At 40.6% G+C, this 22,884-nt stretch carries 19 protein-coding genes; 2 read left to right on the top strand and 17 right to left on the bottom strand.

Translation table 11 applies throughout. The annotated features are described in order from the left end of the window. Nucleotides 1–14 precede the first annotated feature (14 nt). The 3 genes from CGB83_RS10430 to CGB83_RS10420 all read right to left on the bottom strand — a co-directional run bounded on the left by CGB83_RS10430 (nucleotide 15) and on the right by CGB83_RS10420 (nucleotide 3,399). Nucleotides 15–236, bottom strand: a complete 222-nt coding sequence (locus tag CGB83_RS10430; protein WP_100075711.1) for a heavy-metal-associated domain-containing protein — start codon at nucleotides 234–236, stop codon at nucleotides 15–17. Between the two features lie 100 nt (nucleotides 237–336). Further along, nucleotides 337–2,751, bottom strand: a complete 2,415-nt coding sequence (locus CGB83_RS10425) for a heavy metal translocating P-type ATPase (RefSeq protein WP_100075710.1) — start codon at nucleotides 2,749–2,751, stop codon at nucleotides 337–339. Nucleotides 2,752–2,835: 84 nt separating this feature from the next. Then, nucleotides 2,836–3,399 (bottom strand): helix-turn-helix domain-containing protein, encoded by a 564-nt coding sequence (locus CGB83_RS10420; RefSeq protein WP_002978432.1) that lies wholly within the window; start codon nucleotides 3,397–3,399, stop codon nucleotides 2,836–2,838. 162 nt (nucleotides 3,400–3,561) lie between these two features. Between CGB83_RS10420 and CGB83_RS10415 the strand changes: the two genes are divergently transcribed. Together CGB83_RS10415 and CGB83_RS10410 are read left to right on the top strand one after the other, a co-directional pair. Then, nucleotides 3,562–3,999 carry a DUF1896 domain-containing protein gene (locus tag CGB83_RS10415; RefSeq protein ID WP_002978435.1) on the top strand — a complete coding sequence of 146 codons (438 nt, stop codon included), beginning with the start codon at nucleotides 3,562–3,564 and terminating at the stop codon, nucleotides 3,997–3,999. Next, the gene (locus tag CGB83_RS10410; protein WP_100075709.1) at nucleotides 3,986–9,427 is read left to right on the top strand and encodes an N-6 DNA methylase; all 5,442 of its coding nucleotides are present in this window, start codon (nucleotides 3,986–3,988) and stop codon (nucleotides 9,425–9,427) included. Before CGB83_RS10415 ends, CGB83_RS10410 begins: the two co-directional genes overlap by 14 nt. A 7-nt stretch (nucleotides 9,428–9,434) precedes the next feature. On the opposite strand, the gene CGB83_RS10405 is transcribed toward CGB83_RS10410, so the two are convergent. The 14 genes from CGB83_RS10405 to mobA all read right to left on the bottom strand — a co-directional run bounded on the left by CGB83_RS10405 (nucleotide 9,435) and on the right by mobA (nucleotide 22,563). Next, nucleotides 9,435–10,256, bottom strand: coding sequence for an RteC domain-containing protein (locus CGB83_RS10405; protein WP_002978441.1), 822 nt, complete (start codon nucleotides 10,254–10,256; stop codon nucleotides 9,435–9,437). A gap of 99 nt (nucleotides 10,257–10,355) precedes the next feature. Beyond that, nucleotides 10,356–11,477, bottom strand: a complete 1,122-nt coding sequence (locus CGB83_RS10400) for an ABC transporter permease (RefSeq protein WP_002978443.1) — start codon at nucleotides 11,475–11,477, stop codon at nucleotides 10,356–10,358. Continuing rightward, the gene (locus CGB83_RS10395; protein WP_002978445.1) at nucleotides 11,474–12,580 is read right to left on the bottom strand and encodes an ABC transporter permease; all 1,107 of its coding nucleotides are present in this window, start codon (nucleotides 12,578–12,580) and stop codon (nucleotides 11,474–11,476) included. The genes CGB83_RS10400 and CGB83_RS10395 overlap by 4 nt, the downstream gene beginning before the upstream one ends. Nucleotides 12,581–12,582: 2 nt before the next feature. Beyond that, nucleotides 12,583–13,329 (bottom strand): ABC transporter ATP-binding protein, encoded by a 747-nt coding sequence (locus tag CGB83_RS10390; protein ID WP_002978447.1) that lies wholly within the window; start codon nucleotides 13,327–13,329, stop codon nucleotides 12,583–12,585. Between the two features lies 1 nt (nucleotide 13,330). After that, nucleotides 13,331–14,245, bottom strand: coding sequence for an ABC transporter ATP-binding protein (locus CGB83_RS10385; RefSeq protein WP_002978450.1), 915 nt, complete (start codon nucleotides 14,243–14,245; stop codon nucleotides 13,331–13,333). A 2-nt stretch (nucleotides 14,246–14,247) separates the two neighbouring features. Continuing rightward, nucleotides 14,248–15,150 carry an HlyD family secretion protein gene (locus tag CGB83_RS10380; protein ID WP_002978452.1) on the bottom strand — a complete coding sequence of 301 codons (903 nt, stop codon included), beginning with the start codon at nucleotides 15,148–15,150 and terminating at the stop codon, nucleotides 14,248–14,250. Between the two features lie 22 nt (nucleotides 15,151–15,172). After that, complete coding sequence (locus CGB83_RS10375; protein WP_002978454.1) at nucleotides 15,173–16,456, bottom strand: TolC family protein; 1,284 nt, start codon at nucleotides 16,454–16,456, stop codon at nucleotides 15,173–15,175. 51 nt (nucleotides 16,457–16,507) lie between these two features. Continuing rightward, complete coding sequence (locus tag CGB83_RS10370; RefSeq protein WP_100075708.1) at nucleotides 16,508–17,140, bottom strand: TetR/AcrR family transcriptional regulator; 633 nt, start codon at nucleotides 17,138–17,140, stop codon at nucleotides 16,508–16,510. A gap of 199 nt (nucleotides 17,141–17,339) precedes the next feature. Next, the gene (gene mobC / locus CGB83_RS10365) at nucleotides 17,340–19,340 is read right to left on the bottom strand and encodes a conjugal transfer protein MobC (protein ID WP_002978460.1); all 2,001 of its coding nucleotides are present in this window, start codon (nucleotides 19,338–19,340) and stop codon (nucleotides 17,340–17,342) included. Between the two features lie 197 nt (nucleotides 19,341–19,537). Then, nucleotides 19,538–19,744, bottom strand: coding sequence for a GDCCVxC domain-containing (seleno)protein (locus tag CGB83_RS20450; RefSeq protein ID WP_002996045.1), 207 nt, complete (start codon nucleotides 19,742–19,744; stop codon nucleotides 19,538–19,540). Nucleotides 19,745–19,750: 6 nt separating this feature from the next. Next, nucleotides 19,751–20,344 carry a mercuric transport protein MerTP gene (merTP, locus tag CGB83_RS10355; RefSeq protein WP_002978464.1) on the bottom strand — a complete coding sequence of 198 codons (594 nt, stop codon included), beginning with the start codon at nucleotides 20,342–20,344 and terminating at the stop codon, nucleotides 19,751–19,753. Continuing rightward, nucleotides 20,341–20,715 carry an ArsR/SmtB family transcription factor gene (locus tag CGB83_RS10350; protein WP_002978466.1) on the bottom strand — a complete coding sequence of 125 codons (375 nt, stop codon included), beginning with the start codon at nucleotides 20,713–20,715 and terminating at the stop codon, nucleotides 20,341–20,343. Before CGB83_RS10350 ends, merTP begins: the two co-directional genes overlap by 4 nt. A 49-nt stretch (nucleotides 20,716–20,764) precedes the next feature. Further along, complete coding sequence (gene mobB, locus CGB83_RS10345) at nucleotides 20,765–22,123, bottom strand: conjugal transfer protein MobB (protein ID WP_228419901.1); 1,359 nt, start codon at nucleotides 22,121–22,123, stop codon at nucleotides 20,765–20,767. 8 nt (nucleotides 22,124–22,131) lie between these two features. Beyond that, nucleotides 22,132–22,563: a conjugal transfer protein MobA gene (mobA, locus tag CGB83_RS10340; RefSeq protein ID WP_002978470.1), complete on the bottom strand. Its 432-nt coding sequence runs from the start codon at nucleotides 22,561–22,563 to the stop codon at nucleotides 22,132–22,134. Between the last annotated feature and the right edge of the window lie 321 nt (nucleotides 22,564–22,884).

The following is a 22,884-nucleotide window of genomic DNA, read 5'->3' as shown; positions in this document are numbered from 1 at the left end:
TTAAATTCATTGCTTTAAACGTTCAAAGGTTCTATTTTAAATCCTGCCTTTTGCACTGTTTCAATTACCTGTTCTTCGGTAATTCCTTTGGATTTTACGGTCAGCACTTTGTCATTGTTCGTAGTGTCCACCTCCCAATGGCAAACGCCTTCGGCTTCATTCAGGAACGGGGTTACTTTTGCCACACATCCCCCGCAATTAATGTTCGTCTTAAATTGATATTCTTTATTTTCCATCGTCTTAAAATTTTGATTGTTGTTTGATACCACAAATTTCAGCACTATACCGTTCTGTATTATTGTGGAATTTCTTATTTGATTTGTGATATTTAATGTTTTACTTTTTCCACTTCAACCGCAGGCTGTTAGTTACCACGCTCACGCTGCTCAATGCCATTGCCGCACCTGCAATCATCGGGTTTAGCAGGAAACCGTTTATCGGATATAAAATACCTGCGGCAATGGGAATACCGATTAGATTATAGATAAACGCCCAGAACAAGTTTTGCTTGATGGTGTCTACGGTTTGTTTTGAAAGTTTTATTGCCTGTGGTATTTTGGTAAGGTCCGATGAAATGATGGTCATTTTGGCAACGTCCATTGCAATGTCCGAACCTTTGCCCATTGCAATGCTCACGTCGGCTGTTGCCAAAGCCGTACTGTCATTGATGCCGTCCCCAACCATTGCTACAACTTTGCCTTTGCTTTGCAACTCTTTTACAAAATCGGCCTTGTGCTGTGGCAATACTTCTGCCTTGTAATGCCCAATTCCGGTTTGCTGTGCAATGGCTTTTGCAGTGGCTTCATTATCGCCGGTGAGCATATACAATTCTATACCCATATCCTGCATTTGCCGGATGGCTTCTACGGATGTTTCTTTGATTTTATCGGAAATGGCGATAACGGAAAGTGCCTGTTTGCTGTCGGCAAACCAAATAACTGTTTTGGATTGTTTTCCCCATTCATCCGCTTGCTTTTGCAGTTGCTCCGCAATGGTAATGTTGTTTTCTGCCAATAGCTTTTTATTGCCTACAAAATAGGTTTCGTTGTTGTGATTGGCTTTTGCACCTTTTCCTGTAATACTATCGAACAGTGATAAAGTAGTGGTTTGTACACCGTCTAAATGTTTCACTACCGCTTCTGCCAATGGGTGTTCGGATTGCTTTTCGATGCTTAATAAAATATCTTTCGTTGCATCATCATTGTTTAGCCATTCGATACCTGTTACCTCTGGTCTACCCTCTGTTATCGTTCCTGTTTTATCTAAAATAATGGCATCAACTTTTTTGGCTAATTCCAAACTTTCGGCATCCTTTATCAGAATACCGTTTTCAGCACCTTTGCCAACGCCAACCATTATAGCGGTAGGCGTAGCCAATCCCAAAGCACAAGGGCAGGCAATAACCAATACCGTAACAGCCGCTAACAATCCCTGAACTATGCCATTGTTGCCGCCTAAAATAAACCATAGGATAAATGTGAGAATAGCAATCCCTATCACAACGGGAACAAAAATTCCTGCAATCTTATCTACCAACTTTTGTACTGGTGCTTTACTGCCTTGCGCATCCTGAACCATTTTGATGATATGGGCAAGCATTGTTTCCCTTCCGACTTTAACCGCTTTGAATTGGAAACTTCCTTTTTGGTTAATCGTTCCCGCAAATACTTTTTCGTTTTCTTTTTTCTGTACAGGTACAGGCTCGCCACTCAACATACTTTCATCAACGTAGGAACTGCCCGAAGTAACCATACCGTCCACCGCAATCTTTTCGCCCGGCTTTACAAGAATAACATCGCCTGCGTTTACCTCTTCAATAGCGGTTTGTTTTTCGGTTCCATTCGCTTGTATAACAATAACGGTCTTGGGTTGTAAGCCCATCAGTTTTTTAATGGCTGAAGAGGTATTGCCTTTGGCTTTTTCTTCCAATAGTTTCCCTAACAGGATAAATGCGACAATTACGGCTGCTGCTTCAAAATATACGTGGGCGTGTAGTCCTCTCTGATGCCAAAAATCTGCAAACAACATATTGAATACGCTGAACAGATAAGCGATACCTGTACTCAATGCTACCAGTGTATCCATATTGGCTGAACGATGTTTTGTCTGCTTCCAGGCATTGATGAAAAAATCCCTGCCTAACCACAATACAACAGGAGTAGAGAACAGCCACATTATAGGGGTTGCATAGGGCATATCCATAAAGAACATTGCTATCAATACAACAGGCAATGACAGCGCAATAGCCCATACGGTTTTAGTCTTTAGCTTTTGGAACTTTTCAGCGTGGATAGCTTCTAATGTTTCCTGCTGCTTATTTTCTTCTTCTACCAGTAAATCGTAACCTATGGACTGTATCGCCTTTTGCAGTTTGGTGGCATCGGTCATATTGAGTAGGTATTCCACGGTAAGATTTCCCGTAGCAAAGTTTACGGATGCTTCTATAACGCCCTCCTGATGCTTTACAATACTTTCTACACTGCCTGCACAGGATGCGCAGGTCATTCCCAATACAGGGAATGTATGTTTTACAGTAGAAACGCCGTAACCTAAATCTTTGATTGCTTTTACCGCTGCGCCTATCGCTGCGCTGTTATCTACCGTGATAGCTGCCCTGCGGTTGTTTAGCTCTACTTTGTGGGTTTCGATGCCTTTGACCTGTGCCAATCCTTTTTCAACGATTAACGCACAATGTTCGCTTTCTACATCTTCTAAGGGAAGATAAATAGTTTCTTTATTATTCGTTGCCATATTTGCCTGATTTAATTAACAGTACAAAATTGGCTATTATATGGGTGGGTGCTATTGTGAAATTTTGGAATTTATGTGTAAGATTTACAAACTATCCAATGGCTTCCTTTTATCTTCTTTTATCTGTTTGAAATAGCTCGGTGTCAGCCCTGTAACTTTTTTGAACTGGTTGCTTAGGTAGGACACACTCGAATAGTTTAAACGAAAGGCAATTTCACTCAAAGAAAGCTCATCATATACCAATAGCTCTTTTACCTTTTCTACTTTTTGGGCAATAAAGTATTTTTCAATGGTAGTACCCTCTACCTCCGAAAAGAGATTAGATAAATAATTATAATCGTGGTGCAGTTGACTACTTAGCACATCCGAAAGATTGGTTTTGGCGTGGTTGTCCTGATGATGCACAAGGTCAATAATTATATTTTTTATCTTTTCAATTATGCGGCTTTTTTTATCGTCAATAAGTTCAAAGCCTAATGGAATTAAAACCTTATCTACATTATTTTTTTCTTCGGATGTAATCTCTTTATCCAATACTACCTCTCCAAGTTTGATTTTTTTTACGTTCAGACCTAACTTATCCAATTCATTTTGCACCACCATAATACAGCGGTTGCAAACCATATTTTTAATAAAGAGTGTACTCATATATACCTTTTTACGACCTTAACAAAGGTACAAATTAATCTTTGGCATCATACCATTCTACGCCAAATCCCGCCTTTCAAAGCCAAACCCTGCCACTTCTGCAAAGGGGCTTATGTACTGCTATAATTTTAGGATTTAAGTAAAATTCTAAACAAAATAAGTATGGATGTACAGCAAAAAGACCTGTCGTATTTCAGATTACGACTGCAAGAATTATTAAACAGCAGCTTTCCTGAAAAGGCGCACGACCAAAAATTTATTGACCAACGGTCTTCGTGGGCTGCCAATGCTTATGAGGGTGCTTTCCGTTCGGGAAACGCCATTGAGCAATGCGACGAAATAGCCAACTACATACTTTTTGAGGGCTTGCACTTCTCCAAGTTCAACACGGTTTTCAAAGTGGTATGCAATGAGTTTGATGCCATAATGGCAGACGAGGAGCTGCGACCGTTCGCCCTTAAAATGTTCCCCGTTTGTGAGCCTGTTTTCGCAGGATATGAATTAACCGATGATTTCGCCAACGGAAATGAGTTTGATGTACTCTATACCGAACTGACCGGAACCATCTCAATATGGATTGAGGAAAATGGGCTTCAGTAAGCGGTTCCATCTCCAACAGAATATTGATGCCCTGCGAATTGTTTTTAAACTGGAAAAGGAGAAACGGCAAGCCACCGTAGGCGAAAGACTGCTAATGATGCGATACAGCGGATTTGGCGGTCTTAAATTCGTTCTGAACCCCGTAGAAAACGAAATAGACATCAATCATTGGAGAAAAACAGAACACGACCTTTTTCCACTCACGCAGGAACTCCACCAACTACTCAAAGAAAATTCCGAAGACGATAAGCAATACCGCAAGTATGTGGATAGTATGAAAAGTTCCGTACTGACGGCTTTTTATACCCCACCAAAAGTTATAGATGCCATTTCATCTGCCTTGCGGGATAATGGTCTGCACATTGATAAATTCCTCGAACCCTCCGCAGGTATCGGTTCATTCATCCAATCCTTTTCGGAAAATCAGAAAGCCAGTGTTACCGCTTATGAAAAGGACTTGCTTACAGGCAAGATTTTAAAGCAGCTTTACCCCGAAATCAATATCCGTATAAACGGCTTTGAGGAAATCCCCGAAAGGGAACAAAACACCTATGATGTAATCGCCAGTAATATCCCTTTTGGCGATACTTCCGTATTTGACCTTTCTTATTCACGCAGTAGAAACAGCGCAAAGGAACAAGCTGCCCGAAGCATACACAATTACTTTTTTCTGAAAGGTGCTGATATGCTCCGTGAGGGCGGTTTGTTGGCTTACATCACTTCACAGGGCATTCTGAACAGCCCTAAGAACGAACCCATACGCAGGGCGTTGATGCAGGATAATAATTTGGTTTCGGTTGTAAGATTGCCTAACAACCTGTTTACCGAATATGCAGGTACGGAAGTCGGCAGCGACCTGATTATCCTGCAAAAAAATACGGCAAAAGAAAATCTGACCGACAGGGAAGATCTGTTTTGCCAAAGCAAGCCATCTGAATACAATACGCCTGGCAATGCGCTCTTTCAGGACAGTACAAGAATTATCCATACCGACCAAAAATTAGATACCGACCCATACGGGCAACCTGCCTTAATCTATACGCATAAAGACGGTGTTGAGGGCATTGCCAAAGATTTGAAGCAAATGCTTTCCGAAGATTTTGGAAAGCATCTGAATTTGAGTTTATACAAAGGCGAACAGAACGACGAGCCTGTTATACAAATTCCTATTGAACCAAAAGTTACACCTCCGGTCATAGACCCTGTAATCATTCAGCAAAAGCCGCAACCTGTACCTACTCCGGTAGTCCGTCAGGAAAGCCCGCAGGAATTAAAGCAACTAAGCATTTTTGACTTGTTTGAAAGTGCGGGAGAACCTGTAATGGTTCTTGCTCCACCTAAAAGAACTACCCAAGCCAAAAGGCAAAGCACTAAAAAAAGAAGAGGTACAATAGGTCGTCAGCCCGACCTGTTCAGCAGTGCAAGGCAGCAGCCCTATACACCGCTAAAATCCAATGGTGATATTAACGGAACCGACCAGGTTAACGGCAAAAAACAGGAAGCTATCAGCGACCTGTTTTCACAAATAAACGGAAATGGCCAGTCTGATAAGACAGCCATTACCGCTATCAATATTAATGCTATTCCTGAACCTGCCCCGTATAGTGGCGAACTGCAATCATTCCATCGTAACGATTGTCTTGTGGTGGATAACGGTTGGGTAGGTTATCTGCAAGAAGTAGAAAAGGAAGATGCAAAAGCAATCTTTCATCCATTGCAATTACCATCGGCACAGAAAGCAAGAGCCGAAGCCTACATAGCTGTAAGGGACAGTTATATCAACCTGTACCAAAAAGAAGCTGAAAAGCAGACCGAACACAAGGCAGAACGGGAAACCCTGAACCTCCTGTACGATGGCTTTGTCAAAAAATACGGTAATCTCAATGCTGCCGACAATGCCAAGCTGATAAAGACAGACAGCGCAGGTAAAGAAATTCCTTATCTGGAGCGTATCATTGGCGGCATAATCCATAAAGCGGATATATTCAGCCGTCCTGTTAGTTTCTCTACGACCACGTTAGCAACCGATAATCCCGAAGAGGCATTAGCCGCCTCGCTGAATAAATACGGCAACGTGGATTTGGACTTTATGTCCGAAATCAGCAGCCTGCCTGCCGATACCCTGAAAGAAGCCTTACACGGGCGGTTGTTCTACAATCCGCTACAACAGGAATACGAAATAGCCGAACGGTGGATTGCAGGCAACGTAGTTGAGAAAGCCGATGAAGTAAGAGCCTATCTTGAAAACAATCCTGATGATACCGAAGCCAAAGAAAGCCTTACCGCTTTAGAGGAAGCCCGACCAAAACGGATTGAATTTGAGGAGTTGGATTTTAATCTCGGCGAACGGTGGATACCTACCGGAATTTATGCCCGTTTCGCTTCGCACCTGTTCGATGCGGATGTATTGGTTCATTATTCCGAAAGCTCCGACGACTTTTCTGTGAAATGTCATCGGGGCAATATGCACATTTGGGAAAAATATGCTGTCAAAGCGGAAAGCCGAACATTTGACGGTATTGCCCTGCTCAAACACGCCCTTGTCAATACTACGCCTGATATAACCAAAAAAGTGATGGTTGGCGACCAAGAGGTCAAAGTACGGGATATGGAAGCCATACAAATGGCGAACACCAAGATTGATGAAATCCGTACCGCTTTTACCGACTGGCTACACGCACAGAACGATGAGTTTAAAAACAGGCTGACCGACCAGTACAACGACACCTTTAACTGTTTCGTTCGCCCGAACTATGACGGAAGCCATCAGGAATTTCCGGGATTAGACCGCAAGGGTGCAGGCATTGAAGACCTGTATTCAAGCCAAAAGGACACGGTTTGGATGATAAAACTGAACAACGGTGCTATCTGCGACCACGAAGTAGGCGCAGGAAAAACGCTGATAATGTGTACCGCAGCGCAGGAAATGAAGCGTTTGGGATTAGCCCATAAACCGATGATAATCGGACTGAAAGCCAATATACCTGCTATTGCTGAAGACTACCGAAAAGCCTATCCACACGCAAAAATCCTTTATCCAGGTATTGATGATTTTACGCCTAAAAAACGCCTGCGCATTTTCGGGGATATTAAAAACAACGATTGGGATTGTGTGATACTCACGCACGACCAGTTCGGAATGATACCTCAATCGCCCGAAATACAAAAGGAAATCCTCGAAATAGAATTAGACAGCGTAGAGCGCAACCTCGATGCCCTGAAATCGCAAGGCAAGGAAGTGACAAGGGGAATGCTCGCCGGGGTAATCAAACGAAAAGAAAATCTTGAAGTAAAGCTGAAAACGCTGCAACACGATATTGAAAACCGCAAAGATGATATTGTGGACTTTAAGATGATGGGCATAGACCATTTGTTTGTGGACGAAAGCCACCAATTCAAAAACCTGATGTTCAACACCCGTCATACACGGGTTGCCGGATTGGGTAACGTGGACGGCAGCCAAAAGGCACTGAACCTGCTTTTTGCAATCCGCACCATTCAGGAGCGTACCAATGCGGATATGGGCGCAACCTTTCTTTCGGGTACGACCATCAGCAATTCATTAACGGAGCTGTACCTACTGTTCAAATATCTGCGTCCCCGTGCATTGGAAAAACAGGGCATTCATTCTTTTGATGCGTGGGCAGCTATCTATGCAAGGAAAACGACCGATTATGAATTTTCGGTAGCTAACAATATTGTCGCAAAAGAGCGTTTCCGCTACTTTATCAAAGTGCCGGAACTGGCGCAGTTCTATTCTGAAATCACGGATTACAGAACGGCAAAGGATATTGGTATTGACCGACCGAACAAAAACGAAATCCTTTATAACATACCGCCAACGCCCGACCAAGAAGCCTTTATTCAAAGCCTGATGCAATTTGCCAAAACAGGCGATGCAACATTGCTCGGAAGATTACCACTATCGCAAAGCGAAGAAAAAGCAAAGATGCTCATTGCTACGGACTATGCCCGTAAAATGTCGCTCGATATGCGTATGGTAAGCGGTATTTACGACGACCACCCCGACAACAAGGCTTCGCATTGTGCGGCAAATATCGCCAAGTATTACAACCAGTTCAACGCACAGAAAGGAACGCAGTTCGTTTTCTCTGATTTGGGAACTTATAAGCCGGGCGAATGGAATGTGTACTCCGAAATCAAACGCAAGCTCGTGGAAGACCACGGCATACCTGCGCACGAAGTAAGGTTTATTCAGGAAGCAAAAAATGATAAGCAACGTAGGGAACTTATCAACGGGATGAACGAGGGCAAAATCCGTGTGCTGTTCGGTTCTACGAGTATGCTCGGAACTGGCGTTAACGCACAGAAAAGAGCCGTTGCCGTTCATCATTTAGATACGCCGTGGCGACCGTCTGACCTTGCCCAAAGGGACGGGCGGGCAATTCGGAAAGGCAACGAGATTGCCAAATTCTTCGCCGATAATAAAGTGGATGTGATTATCTATGCCGTTGAAAAATCGTTGGATAGTTACAAGTTCAACCTGCTGTACAACAAGCAGCTTTTCATCGACCAGTTAAAGACCAACAATCTGACCAAAAGAACGATTGACGAGGGAAGTATGGACGAAAAATCGGGAATGAACTTTTCAGAATACGTGGCAATCCTGTCAGGAAATACAGACCTGTTGGATAAAGCCAAACTGGAAAAACAAATTGCCGGACTGGAAAGCGAAAAGCAGGCTTTCAACCGTTCAAAATCCAGTGCTAAGTTTAAGGTGCAGGATTATACGGAAATGCTGCAAAGCACTCAATCCCGTTTGAACCGGATGAGTACAGACTGGGAAAACTTACAGCAACGCCTCCAAAAGCGTTCGGACGGTACAATCGAAAACCCTGTGCTGTTGGATGGTTTGCCGCCCAATGCAAATCCGAAACAAATCGGTGCGAAGCTGAACGAGATTGCGGACAAAGCCCGCACCGCAGGTCAGTATGAAGAGATAGGCAGCTTGTATGGTTTTACGCTGTTGGTCAAAACAGAAATGTCGGAAAAAGAGGGTTCGGATATTCGGGTAAACCGCTTTTTGGTACAGGGCGAGGGAAATATCAAATACACCTACAATAACGGTCTGATGGCAAAGGACCCTGAAACTGCCACAATGAATTTTTTAAGGGCTTTGGAAAAGCTGCCGGGCTTTGTAAAACAGGAACAGGAAAAAATCGCTGAAATACAGAAAGACCTACCTATACTTCAGGAAGTGGTTAACGGTACGTGGTCTAAAGAAAGTCGATTGAGTGAACTTAAAACGGAACTGGCAGCCGTAGAAAGGAAGATACAGCTTTCAATAGAACCTGTTAAGCAAGGGGAAGCAGTCCCGGAGCAGGTAGAAAAGCAGAAAGAAGCTCCAAAGGTTCAGGAAAGTATTATACGGACGAAAGGTGTTCATCTGTCGCGTGGCGTATTGTAATGGTCGTTTACTTTTCGTCCTGTTCGTCCATTTTCTTTATCAGTGCTTCACACAGGCTGTCAAGGAATTTCGTCCGGTTTATCTTACGGGCTTTCAGTTCCATAAATGTGTGGTAAAAATCGCCTAATTCAATATTGAAGGCATCTTCAAAAGTTTTAGCTATCAATTTTATGTCTGCATTCCCATTGTTAAATACACCGTGGGAGTACAGTGCATAAATCAATTCTGTAAGTGCTGTTTTGCTTGCTGTCCATTTCAATGAATTGTCCGAACCCTTTTTCACATTGATGTTATTCAGCCTGTCTTCCAAATAAACTTGTATCAGGTCATTGGCAATTATCTTGGCAACCTTATAATCGTGCGAAGTAGAAAAGCGGTGGTCTGCCTCGAAATAAAAAGTGTCCAACCATAACCTTATATCGTGCTTCCCACGTACAAAAAACTTCTCGTCAACGAAAGAATTGTTACTGCGGTAATACTTGTAAAAATCAAGGTTATTCTCAAAGAACCTTTTTAGCTTTTTTAGTTCTTTGGTAAAATATTTCTTGGTGCGCTTGTTTCCATACGGTCTTCTCGTTTCTATTTTATAGATGGAATTGTAGTAAATGAGCTTTGAAACAATAACAGGTTTCTGATACTTGAAAAAATGGATTTCCTCTTCCATATTTTTAAAGTCGTGCTTCAATACAAATTCCTTTAAATCGGCAAGGCTTTGAATGATAAGCTCTATAACCGCTTCTATTCTTTTTATCGGGCAGTCGGTTTCAATCTCCAGTTCCTGAATTGCAGTTTCTAATTTATGTAATATTTCATTATAGAATTTGTCCATTTAATTTACATTGGATGATGTTCCGGTTATTAAAAAAATGCCTAAATCATAATATTTAGGCATTTTCCTATTTGTTGAATAGGAAAATCAGCATTACATCTAACTCGTCTTTTTATAATTCCAAATCGCCAAGCCGTTCAATAAAACAGCAAATCCAATCATAATAATAAAATGATATTTGATGTCGGAAAAACCGCTTCCTTTCAAAATTATCATTCGTACTACCTCAATAAAATAAGTTACAGGAATACTCTTTGCTATGATGTAAGCCCATTGAGGCATTCCGTCAAGCGGAGTGAACAAGCCACTCATCAGCATAAAAATCATAATGAAGAAAAAGGCTACCGACATTGCCTGCTGTTGTGTTTCGGCAAATGTGGAAATGAGTAATCCCAAACCCAATAAAGCAATCAGATAAATTGACAAATAACCATACAACAAAAGCAAACTTCCGACAGGAACAATGCCGTAAACAAAACGTGCTACAATGAACAAGCCGATACTAAAAATTAACATTCCGATTGCCCAAAACGGAATGAGCTTGCCTAATACAAACTGATATTTCTTAATCGGTGTAACGTTGATTTGTTCAATAGTGCCGACTTCTTTTTCTTTTACAATGTTCAATGCACACATATAAGCCCCTACCATTGTTACCAACACAACCAAAATGCCCGGAACCATAAAAAAACGATAGTTCATAAATGGATTGAACCAATTTGATGAAGCAACGGTAATAACAGGTGCAGTATTATACTTATCGGGTTGTACCCATTGCAAGCGAATATCATTATTGTATGCCGAAATAATCTGTGCGAGATAAGCACCGCCCAAACCTGCTTTTACACCATTGATTGCATTAACAGCAATAAATAATTTTTGCTCATTTTCACGAACTAAGTTCTTTTCAAATCCCTGCGGTATTTCCAAAATCAAATCGGATTTATCTTTTTCAATCTGATTAAATGCACTTTGAAATGAGTTTCCGTAATCTGCCAATTGGAAATATCCCGAAGCGGTAATTTTTGAAATCAGTTGTTGCGAATAAGTAGAATGGTCGTGGTCAACGATTGAAATGTTGATGTTCTTTACTTCGTAATCGGCTGCCAACGGAAGTATGAGCAACTGAACTATCGGCACAACAAAAATCAACGGTAACAACGCTTTATTACGAAAGATTTGTTTGAACTCTTTTTGCAATAAAAATTTTAGCGTTCTCATACCAATCGGGTTTTAAATTTTTTGAAGCTCACTACCAATAAAAAACAAGTCATTCCGAAAAGCACCAATATTTCTTTCCATATAGCACTAAATCCAAGCCCTTTTATCATTATTGATTTTACAATGGTGTAATACCATTTTGAAGGAATGAGGTTACAAATGACCTGCAACGGAACAGGCATATTTTCGATAGGGAACATAAAGCCTGTAAATAACATTGTAGGTACTAACATACCCATCATTGAAATAAGCATTGCTGCTTGCTGCGACTGTGTTACGTTTGAAATCAATAAGCCCAAAGACAAAGCACAAATAATCAACAAGGTGCTTGTTGCGAATAGTAGTAAAACGCTGCCATTTATAGGCATATCCAAAAGCGTAATGCTTAATACAAGAATTATCGTAAGATTGATTAACGACAAAAACAAATACGGAATGGCTTTTGAAATGATAACCAAAAAGGGATTGAAAGGTGAAACTAACAGCACTTCCATTGTGCCTGTTTCTTTTTCCCGAACTATGGAAACGGAAGTCATCATCACACAAATCAGCATTAGCACCAATGCCATTACGCCTGGCACAAAGTTGGTTGCTCCTTTCAATTCGGGATTGTACAACATCCGCAGTTCGGGAACTATACGGAATGGCATTGCATTGTTTTTCATCAACTCCTGCTGATAATCCATAATGATATTGGTTGCGTAATTAGTTAATGTGTTGGCAGTGTTGGGGTCGGAAGCATCGGCAATAATCTGAACTTGTGCCTGATTTAAGTGCAATAAGTCTTTATTGAAATTGGTAGGAAAAATAATTGCCAATTTTGTGTTTCCTTCCTTAAAGGCTTCTTCAATCTGTTTGTGGCTCATTAATGCTTTCTGAATTTCAAAATTCCTGCTTGCTTCTATCTTGTTGATGATTTGTTGTGTGGCTTCATCTTTTGCATAATCGCAAATAACTATTTTGGAATTTTTGATTTCGTTTGTGAGTGCAAAACCAAACAGCACAATCTGCACTATAGGCAAGCCGAATAGCATTAACAGCGTTTTGCTATCACGGAATACGTGATAAAATTCTTTTCTTACAAATGATAAAAACTGTTTCATCTTTAATCTGATTTTCGTTTTGCTCCTCTTGCCAACTTATAAAATACATCGTCCATTGAAGCGGCTGAATATTGTTGTTTTAAATTGGCAGGTGTGTCCAATGCTTTTATTACTCCGTCCACCATCATAGAAATACGGTTGCAGTATTCGGCTTCGTCCATATAGTGGGTAGTTACGAAAATGGTAATACCTCTATCGGCTGCCGAATAAATCAAATCCCAAAACTGCCGTCTTGTTACAGGGTCAACGCCTCCTGTGGGTTCATCTAAAAACACAATTTTAGGTTCGTGTATTACGGCAACTGAAAACGCTAATTTCTGTTTCCAACCCAAAGGCAAAGAAGCCACTAATTTTTTTGCTTCGCTCTGCAATCCCAATGTTTCAATCAGTTCATTGCTTTTTGCGTTTAGTTGCTTATCGGATAAACCATAAATACCGCCAAAGAATTGAATATTTTCTATTACCGTTAAATCTTCGTACAATGAAAATTTTTGGCTCATATAACCGATGTTCTTTTTAATTTCTTCGGTCTGCTTGTAAATGTCAAAACCTGCAATGGTAGCATTGCCCGATGAGGGTTTGGAAAGCCCGCAAAGCATTTTCATTGCGGTTGTTTTTCCTGCACCGTTTGCACCTAAGAAACCGAAAATTTCCCCTTCGTACACTTCAAACGTAACTTCGTTTGTAGCGATGAAATCGCCAAAACGCTTGGTTAATTTCTCTGTTTTTATTACTACTTCGTTTGTCATATCAGTTCATCAGATTTATAAAGCAATCTTCAATGCTTGGTGTGATGTGTTTGAGTTCAATGTCTTGAAAATCGGCTTCCTGCAAGGTTTGTATCAGTTCATTTTGTGAACGCTCATTATCATTTTGAAACGTGATGTGATGAAAGTCGCCAAATGAAAAACAACTTTTTATCTGTGTGTTGTTTCGCAAAGCATTCAAGAGTTTACCCATATCGTTTGCCTTTACTGCAAACAACTTGTCGGGAAACTGTTTGATGATAGTATCGGGCGTATCAATAGACATTATGCTGCCGTTTTGTATCAATGCGATGCGTTCGCAAAGCGTGGCTTCGTCCATATAAGGGGTTGAAACCAAAATGGTAATGCCCTGCTGTTTTAAGCCTTTCAGCATTTCCCAAAATTCTTTTCTTGAAACTACATCTACGCCTGTGGTCGGCTCGTCTAAAAACAATACTGTTGGGCGATGAATTAAAGCACAACACAAAGCCAGTTTCTGCTTCATACCACCAGACAATTTTCCTGCTCTTCGATTTTTAAACGGCTCTAACTGTACATAAATATCCTTTACCAAATCGTAATTTTCCGCAACGGTGGTATTGAATACGGTTGCAAAAAAGTTGAGGTTTTCCTCTACTGATAAATCTTGATACAATGAAAATTTGCCGGGCATATAACCTACATTTTTGCGAATGGCTTTATAGTCTTTTACTACGTCAAAACCATTTACGGAAGCCGTACCGCTATCGGGAAGCAATAGCGTAGTAAGTATGCGGAAAATGCTTGTTTTTCCTGCTCCGTCTGCTCCAATCAAGCCAAACAATTCGCCCTTGTTTACCTCAAAAGAAACATCGTTTACTGCCTTTACTTCGCCTTTATTGTAGGTCTTTACAATGTTATTTAATACAACGTCTGCCATTGCTATTGGAATTTTATTTCGCCATACATACCTACTTTGTATAAACCGTCATTTTTAACTTTTATCTTCACGGCATATACCATATTTGCCCTTTCGTCTTTGGTCTGAATGGTTTTGGGTGTAAACTCCGCTTTGTCGTTTATCCAAATGATTGTACCTGCGGTTTCTTTGTAACCGCCTTTGCCGTCATCGGTAAGCACTTTTACTGTTTGGTTCAATTTTGCCTGTGGTAGTTGGTCGCCTGTGATGTAAACCCTCAAAATAATGTTGGATAAATTGGCGATTTTGTAAAGCGGTTTTCCCGCTGACGTCATTTCGTTGGCTTCGGCATATTTGGAAAGTACCGTTCCACTTGCGGGATTTATGATATAGCATTTTGCAAGCTGGTCGTTCAGTTGCTCAATCTGCACCTGCAATGGCACAACGTCTTTGCCTAAGCCCTCGCTTGAAATGCTCAACGTTGATTTTTGTGCTTCGATTTGTTTTTTCAATACTTCAATCTGTGCGTTGATGTCATCTAACTGTTTGGGTGTGGCTGCATCGCCTTTTACCAAATTAGCAACTCTTGTCCTTTCTCTTTCAGCCGTTCTAAGCTGTTCCTGCAAGGCAGATAGCTGAACAGGTATATTGGGCTTTTTCCCCAAAATGGCTGTAACCTGTGCTTCCAACTGCTTTTTCTTCAGATACAACTGCAAGCTGTCTATGTAGCCAATGGTTTGTCCTGCTTCCAATGTTTGCCCCTCTTCGATGCTGAACTGCTTGATTGTGCCTGTGGCTTCCGATGAAATAATGGTTTCTTCTGCCTCAAAACTTCCCGAAGCATCAAATGAAACTTTGTTATTGTTGCAAGCAGTAAGCACTGTTGCGATGCTTGCTATCAATGCGATTGTTTTTATTTTATACATTGTTCTACTTTTTTTATTGTTACTAATTTCCTGCTGTTGTTTGAGCGTTGTACTCTGTCATTAAAAGCTGTATTTCGTGTAAAATCAAACTTTGCTTCGCCTGGTCTTCGGCATTTACCGCAATGAGGTAATCGTTTGTGGTTGCCGTACCATAAGTAAGTTGATTTTGTGTGGTGTTCTTTACGCTTTCACGAAGTATAACAATGCTCTTATCGGTTTCAATCAAATCCTGCATTTTGGTTATATCAGCGTTTTGCTGTTTCAATGTGAGGTTGGTATTGAACAAAAAAGTTTCTCGTTGTATGTCTATCAAACTTTGATTGTTAGCAAGCATTTTCTTTTCGTTCTTATAAGTATAGAAACCTGTAATGTTCCAACTCAACCGTAAACCACCGATATAGTAACCTTGAAAATCATTATCCAGCATATTCAAACCAGGTCTGCCAAAACCGCCTTGAAAAAATGCACTCAAACGAGGCAGGTTTTTAGCGGTAATCAGCTTTTCCTGTACGTCAAAGGATTTTTTCTGTAAGTCGTAAAGTTTCAGTTCGGGGCGGTTGATTGTGGGTGTAAGCATTTGCCTATGTGGTTTTTCAAGAACGGTATTTTCATCAATCGACTTGCCGATGAACAAAGCCAGCATATCGGCATAGCCTTTGCGTGTGGCTTTCAGTTCAATGGTGCGCTGGTCTGCTTTCAGCAACTCGGCTTTCAGGTTGTCGGCTGTGCTTTTCAATGCTACGCCGTTGGCAATGGCTACATTGGTTTTTTCGATGCCGCTTTTAATATCCTTTTTAAGTAGTTCGGTCTGCTGGATTTGGGCATCAATCAATAATATTCCGAAATAAAGGTTGTTGATGCGTTCCCTTAGCTTGTATAGTTCCACTTCTGTTTTTTGTGTTTCTATTTCCGAATTGGCATTGATATATTCCTTTTGGTCTTTAACGGTAAACAGGTCGGTAATGGACTGCGATACCTCGCCATATAACCTGTATTGGTCTTTGCTCATTGTAGGAATATCCACATTGGGCAATGAAATCGGGACTTGGGTAACAGCCGATTGATAGGTTGCCTGTCCTGCTATATTGAATTGAGGTAAAACCCCTTTTTGAGCGTTGGCAATAGAATATTCCTTTGTCTTTTCTATCAGCGTGTACTGCTTTATCAAAGGATAATTCTGTTTTGCCATTTCAAGGCAGTGGTCAAGGGTCAATGAATTGTTTTGTTGTGCCATTGCCCAATGGCTGCACATCAGCAATAAGCCTATCAGCCATTTTGATTTTTGTTTATGAATTACTTTAATCATTTTATTTAATTTTTAGTTTCAATCATTTGATTAACTTATGGACAAAAAAATTTATTTCGCTTTCATCATCGCTTTTATCCAAACAGGTATCAATCTTTTACGCTCCTGCATCAGCTTGTTAAACTGTGTTTCATCCAACCCGCTTATTCCCTGTAACAATGGTTGTCCGATAAAAGGAAAAACAACCAAGCTCAATAAATTCATCAAAAAATGCAATGGGTTTGGTTCGGTAATTTTTCCTTTTGCAACAGCTTCCTGATGTTGTTTGACAAATGCATAACTCATTACTATTTGTTTGATTGGTAATTTTTCTAACAGACCGCCCGAATTGTTACGGATTTCGTTCAACATAAAAATGGGGATATTCGGCTCTTGGGTAATAAAGTCTATATAATGGGAAGCAACCAATTCTACTTTCTTTTCTAAAGAGGTTTTCTCGTCATTCAATATCGTTGCCATAGTGTGCATAAAACCCGTTACGGTTTCAAGCATTATAATATCAAACAACTTTTCTTTACTGCGGAAATAATAATTGAGCAAAGCAAGGTTAATGTCTGCTTCCTCTGCAATGTCCCTTGTACGTGTTGCCGCAAACCCTTTTTTATGGAATACGATACGAGCAGCGTTCTTTATCTTTTCTTCAGTAGAAGTGTCTAACTTCTTTACTTCTTTACTTTTAGCCATTTTACATTAAAATTCTTTTCAGTGACAAATGTAAAAACTTATTCTTGATTTATCCAAATATTTTAATCATTTGATTAAATTTAGTTTTCGAAATTATTCTTGAAACTTGATAACGAGAAGGTTAGTAATAGTGCTGTACAAAAAAACAGGGCTGTAAAAAGTACAGCCCTGTTTTTGATGGATATATCCTAAAACGCTCTTATTCTTGCTGCACCAAATGTTGCAAATCCGGGTCATTTTTGATACGCTCCAATTCCATTTCGATAATCTGTACAATGTCTTGTTTTATCTGACGGTAGTTGCTTTCAATCTGCTGTTTCATTTTATCCTCGCCCTGCTCGTTTACGAAAGAAAGGATTTGCGGTATTTGCTTATAGGCTTTGGTTTCTGCTGCTACCTTGTCATTATCCACCACGATTTCAGCGTGGAAAATCTTTTGCTCGATGCGCTCATCAAAGTTATCCGATACAGAACCTACGAACATACCCTGTGTCAAAGTTGAAATTTTGGAAGCCGGAATAAGGCTGTCTAATTGTGTGGAAATTGAGGTAGATTTATCGTTGCGGTTAATGGTCATACTCTGGCGTTTCTGCAATACTTTTCCGAAGCGTTCCGAAAGGCTTTTTGCCGTTTCTCCAACCACCTGACCACTGAATATATTGCCGACGGTATTCTGTATTACCTTACTTTCTTTGTCGCCGTAATCCCTCGTTAATTGCGAAAAGTCTTGAAAGCCCAAACATACAGCCACCTTATTACTTCTCGCTGTTGCGATAAGATTATCCAGTCCCCTAAAATAAATTGTGGGCAGCTCATCTATGATTACTGAACTCTTTAATTGCCCTTTTTTGTTGATGAGCTTAACAATACGGGAATTGTACAAACCCAATGCTGCGGAGTAGATATTTTGGCGGTCGGGATTATTACCCACGCACAAAATTTTAGGCTCTTTTGGGTTATTGATGTCGAGCGTAAAGTCATCGCCAGTCATAACCCAATACAACTGCGGGCTAATCATTCTTGACAAAGGGATTTTTGCCGATGCAATCTGTCCCTGCAATTGGTCTTGTGCGCCACCTTGCCAGGCATCCATAAACGGAGAAAGATAGTTTTCCAAATCGGAATATGAGGTCAGAATGGTAAATACGTCCGAATACTTTTTATTCAGCAATTCAATGGCGTGCGGGAATGTACAATACTTACCATCCTCATAGATTTTCAGATACCAAATAATGGCAGCCAATAGGATAATTGGGCTTTCCACGAAAAAATCCCCTTGCTTCTGTATCCAGCTACGGTTGAGGTTCAGCATTATGGTGTAAGCCGCTTCGTAAGCGTCGGAAATGTCTGTCATAAAATCGGGATTGAGTGGATTGCACCTATGGCTCTTGCGTGGGTCATCGAAATTTATCACATAGAATTTTGGTTGAACTTTGTACTTATCCCGATGCTTCAATAAATGATTGTAGGCAATGGTGGAAAGGTCGTCAAATTTAAAATCATATATATACATACTAAAGCCTTTCTCAATCTGCTGCTTGATGTAGTTGTTTACGATGGCATAAGATTTACCGGAACCCGGAGTACCCAACACGATTGATGCCCTGAAAGGATTTACAATGTTTATCCAACCGTTGTTCCATTTGCCTTTGTAGTAAAATTTGGTGGGCAGGTTAACGGAATATTCATTTTCCATCAGCTTTGTTTCCTGTTGAAAGCTCTCGTTCTCGTTGTTGAAAACATCGTCCATTAAGTTGGTACGAAGCAAGCGGCTCATCCATACGCCCGCCATCAGCAAAGCAATATAACCTAACGAGATAGTAAGGATATACAGAAATGTGCCTATTACCGGAGATAGCTTTAACAACGGCGTGTTCAGAAAGAACAGCACAAAACCAACGCCCAAAGCCACGTAGATTTTAGCCCAGGTTATCTTCTCATTCTTTACGCCTTTCGTTCCCAAACAACTCAAAGCAAGCAAAACCAAAGCGAACGCCTTGGTATAAAGGGTATGTGAAAACAAGCCCGCCGTCCGGTCGAAATTGCCTAATATCTTGTTGATTATTTCCAACGTCCAACCACGTTCTAAAAAGAACCCGTAGCAGAACCAATAAAGGTGCATCAGCACCAAAAGAATACTGACTGCCCGCATAAAAGCCATTATTTTGGCTAAACCTCTTAAATCGTCTTCTCCCTGCATTCTTTTTTAGTTTTAATGTTCGGGCGTGAATTTAAAGGCTCTACACAGCGGCTATAAGAATGTGGCAGTCAATGGCGGTACGTGGCAGTGTTTGGCGAAGTGATAAGAGTTGTAGCTTCTATGATCCTTTTGTATCGTAACATTTATGAAGCATCCAAATAAAAAATACTTTTAGTTGCTCTTCTGTTTTCTGTCCGTCAGCAACATTTTTTGTCCTGCTGAATTGGTGGACAAGGAACACTTCCGTAACTACAATAAACACAACAGTCTCCTTGTTTTGGTTTAAGAACTTGTTTGCATTTTTCACATTCGTAGAAATATTGGCAAGCGTCTGTCGGCATTGTTTCTTCTTTCTTGTGTCCGCAGTTGGGGCAAGTAATTGTTGATTGCAATATGATTTCCATTTGGTTTTATTTTTTGTCGGTTACAGAATATCCTGTTGAGTTAATTGCTTTTTCGACCTCAGAAATATTCGTTTTTGAGTTGTCAAATTCCACGATTGCGTTTCCTTTTTCGTATGAGGCGTTTGAACTTATTATTCCTGTCAATTTATTTACTTCGTGATTTACGTGTTCGCCACAACTTGCACAAGTCATTCCGCTAATCGTAAATTCTACTTTTTGAATATTGGATTTGTCCACCGCTATAATTTGCTTTTCTGTCTTTGGGTAGAAAATGCTTGAGTAGTATGGAAAGGCAAGCATTACGATTGCAAATGCTGTTACAATTCCTAAAAACATTTTTGACTGAATGAATTTTGGTTTTTCTTCTGTCTCACAATTGCAATCTATCTGCTTTTTGGGTTTCAACTTTTGATACCAAGCAAAACCAAGAACCAAAATTGTCAACCCGATAAAATAGGGTCGAAAAGGTTCAAGCCAAGAAAAAGTGGAAGCAAGACCGCTTGTTCCTGCAATAAGAGCCAATACTGGTGTGATGCAACAAAGAGAAGCTGCAATTGTAGTCAAAAGTCCTGCACCAATTAATTTTTTGTCAGTTTTCATATTGTTTCTAATATTTTGTTTTCGTCAAGTATTTTGAAAAATGGTTTCAGCATTTTTTCATACTCTTTAGTCAGTGAGTGAAAAATAGTTTGAGCTTCTCGTTCGGTTTCAATAAGTTTTCTGTCTTTGAGTTTCCGCAAGTGTTGTGAAACCGCTGAAATTGTCATACCAAGAATATCACTTATATCACAAACACAAAGTCGTTTTTCTTCATAAAGTAGAAAGAGTATTTTCAGTCTTACATTGTTTCCCGCTAATTCAAGTCCGTTCGATAAATAGTCAAAAGAACCGTTGAGTTCTGAAACTCGGTCTTTACAGCGGTTTATTTGTTTAATGTCTGCTTGTTGTCGTATGCAAGAATTATTGTCCATAGCACAAAGATAGTCAATTTGTTTATTTAAGCAATTACTTAAATACAACTCAAATTCTTTCAGAATTATAAAGTGACAGCTCAATAAATCTTTTTAAAAACAGATTTTTAATTCCAAAATCTGACCTCTTACAGTCTTCTTTTTTTTTCTTCTTCATTTTGTTAGCAAAATCCTGTTCCTCGTAATCATCGCCCTGTGCTTCGGGTAACAAACCGCCAAATGCCTCAATCAAACCGTCTTCGTGTTTTTCAGTAGTATTCAGGAAGTCGAACAAATGATGAGGTTCTTCCGCAGGAAGATCTGCATCATTTGATGTGGATGTTTTTGGAAGTTGTACGACAGGTTCTTTAATCTCCGGTTTGATATTATTGTTCCAATAATCATTAAAGGTATTGGCAGAAAGTTCCTTTGCTAAGCGTGAACCGTTCCAAACCGCCTTTGAATTGTGGTCTATGAAAGTGATACCATAAATACGACCTGTATCGTTCCGGCGGACCACTACATTAATGCCCTGTTCACTCAACTGCTTTTTAAAAGCCTGCTCATCATTTGTGGATTTCAGAGCAATAGAAATTGCAGCTTTTAGGGTCTGCTTACTTGGGTGGTCTTTTAAATCCTCTTTGCATTTTGCAAAATGCAGTTCCAAAGCCGGAAGCCCTGCATTTTTACCAAACAACGAAGCCTTGAACGGATGCCCGGCTCTTTCGCCTTTCTCGTTTAAAGGAATATATAATAAGCCTTGCCGCATTTTTCCCTGCAATTCGCCCTCCACTTTTTCGGTGGTAACATTAAACAGGGAAAGCAAGGCATTGTATTCGCCCAAAGTCTGAAACTTATAATAATTCGGTAGGTGGCGGACAACCCAAGCGATTTGGCTTTTCACATCGCCTGCCCGATAATCTACCGGACGGAAAATCTTGTCGTTCTGCTTGTGTTCTTTATCGGTTGCGGGTATCAAGCCGTGTTGTCTTTCCAGTTCACGGCACACATTCATAGACCGCATTTTCTCGAATTTGTCCGAAATCTTTTTGCCCTGCTCGTCCACGCAAACCGATACAATGTGTATATGGCTGCGGTCAATATCCGTGTGTTTGAATACCACAAAAGGCTGTTCGCCGTAACCCATTTCCCGCATATACTGTTCTGCCATTTCCCTAAACTTATCATCGCTTACCTTGTCGTTCGGGTCAGGATTAAGCGAAATATGCAACGTATGTTTCTCGGTATTGCGGTTCGCTATCAGGTAAGGGGCAAAAGACTGGGCTAATTGTGCCACGGAATAATGACCGCTTGCGGTTTCAATCATCTTATTGGCAAACAAAATCTGCCCGTTTTCATTCTCTACTTTAAGCTGATTGTACGCCAATGCTCCGTATAAATTTGCGCTTCTTCCGATTTTTGCTATCATTTCTACCGCTATTTTTTCAGGTGTTTGGCTTCAAATTCCTCGCTTATTTGGATGATTTTCTGACATAGCATTGCCATTTCAGCCGTCTGCTTTTCCAGTTTGTACAGAAACGCTGCGGCTTTTTTCTCGGAAAAATTCTTGTACAGCAGCTTTACAATTTGGTTATAGTTTACACCTATGGAACGGAACTGGCTATGAAAAGAGGTCAGCCGCATATAAAAATCAACCGTTCCCTTGTCAATCTGAATGGTCTTTATGGTCTTGTTAAAGATGCAGGACGTTATAAAGTGCGCCTTTACCTGCATACCTGATTTATCAAACAGGGCAAGAAAACGGGCGTGTTCCTGCTCGTTAAAGGAAATGGTGTACCGTATTGTCGCCGGGTCTTCTTTGGGGCGGCGTCCGGTCTTTTTCAATTGCTTTTTGTTGTTATCGTTCATCACTAATCCATTTTAAAATCCATACAAAACCCTGACTTCGGAAGGTGTTTTCTGCCCCCTGCAAAGGGCAAGTTGTTTTGAGCATCGGAAATCATTCCGAGATGCTCAAAACACAACTTGCCGTGTTCCGGTGAACACAAAAATCCGCCCTGCGGGACGGATTGAATGTAACAAGGAAAAACGGCTCGATGCCGTTCCCGTTACCCCCTGATATGTCAAAAGACTTTTGCATAAATCCGTTAATAAAAATCACAATACAAAGTAAAGCCCTGTTTACGATAGCGTTGCACTGTGCCACTGTGCCAAATGCAACCTCTGAAC

Origin of the sequence: Chryseobacterium camelliae (genome assembly GCF_002770595.1) — a bacterium.
GTDB lineage: Bacteria > Bacteroidota > Bacteroidia > Flavobacteriales > Weeksellaceae > Chryseobacterium > Chryseobacterium camelliae.
The sequence above is the reverse complement of the archived record's forward strand: the minus strand, read 5'-3'. Positions and strand labels throughout refer to the sequence as shown.

Excerpts from the sequence above, each read along its gene's own strand:
- CGB83_RS10400 (WP_002978443.1), bottom strand. The coding sequence starts at position 11,477 with ATGAGAACGCTAAAATTTTTATTGCAAAAAGAGTTCAAACAAATCTTT.
- CGB83_RS10350 (WP_002978466.1), bottom strand. The coding sequence starts at position 20,715 with ATGGACAATAATTCTTGCATACGACAACAAGCAGACATTAAACAAATA.
- CGB83_RS20450 (WP_002996045.1), bottom strand. The coding sequence starts at position 19,744 with ATGGAAATCATATTGCAATCAACAATTACTTGCCCCAACTGCGGACAC.
- merTP (WP_002978464.1), bottom strand. The coding sequence starts at position 20,344 with ATGAAAACTGACAAAAAATTAATTGGTGCAGGACTTTTGACTACAATT.
- CGB83_RS10395 (WP_002978445.1), bottom strand. The coding sequence starts at position 12,580 with ATGAAACAGTTTTTATCATTTGTAAGAAAAGAATTTTATCACGTATTC.
- mobB (WP_228419901.1), bottom strand. The coding sequence starts at position 22,123 with ATGATAGCAAAAATCGGAAGAAGCGCAAATTTATACGGAGCATTGGCG.
- CGB83_RS10370 (WP_100075708.1), bottom strand. The coding sequence starts at position 17,140 with ATGGCTAAAAGTAAAGAAGTAAAGAAGTTAGACACTTCTACTGAAGAA.
- CGB83_RS10430 (WP_100075711.1), bottom strand. The coding sequence starts at position 236 with ATGGAAAATAAAGAATATCAATTTAAGACGAACATTAATTGCGGGGGA.
- CGB83_RS10410 (WP_100075709.1), top strand. The coding sequence starts at position 3,986 with ATGGGCTTCAGTAAGCGGTTCCATCTCCAACAGAATATTGATGCCCTG.
- CGB83_RS10385 (WP_002978450.1), bottom strand. The coding sequence starts at position 14,245 with ATGGCAGACGTTGTATTAAATAACATTGTAAAGACCTACAATAAAGGC.
- CGB83_RS10390 (WP_002978447.1), bottom strand. The coding sequence starts at position 13,329 with ATGACAAACGAAGTAGTAATAAAAACAGAGAAATTAACCAAGCGTTTT.
- CGB83_RS10415 (WP_002978435.1), top strand. The coding sequence starts at position 3,562 with ATGGATGTACAGCAAAAAGACCTGTCGTATTTCAGATTACGACTGCAA.
- mobC (WP_002978460.1), bottom strand. The coding sequence starts at position 19,340 with ATGCAGGGAGAAGACGATTTAAGAGGTTTAGCCAAAATAATGGCTTTT.
- CGB83_RS10425 (WP_100075710.1), bottom strand. The coding sequence starts at position 2,751 with ATGGCAACGAATAATAAAGAAACTATTTATCTTCCCTTAGAAGATGTA.
- CGB83_RS10405 (WP_002978441.1), bottom strand. The coding sequence starts at position 10,256 with ATGGACAAATTCTATAATGAAATATTACATAAATTAGAAACTGCAATT.
- mobA (WP_002978470.1), bottom strand. The coding sequence starts at position 22,563 with ATGAACGATAACAACAAAAAGCAATTGAAAAAGACCGGACGCCGCCCC.
- CGB83_RS10375 (WP_002978454.1), bottom strand. The coding sequence starts at position 16,456 with ATGATTAAAGTAATTCATAAACAAAAATCAAAATGGCTGATAGGCTTA.
- CGB83_RS10420 (WP_002978432.1), bottom strand. The coding sequence starts at position 3,399 with ATGAGTACACTCTTTATTAAAAATATGGTTTGCAACCGCTGTATTATG.
- CGB83_RS10380 (WP_002978452.1), bottom strand. The coding sequence starts at position 15,150 with ATGTATAAAATAAAAACAATCGCATTGATAGCAAGCATCGCAACAGTG.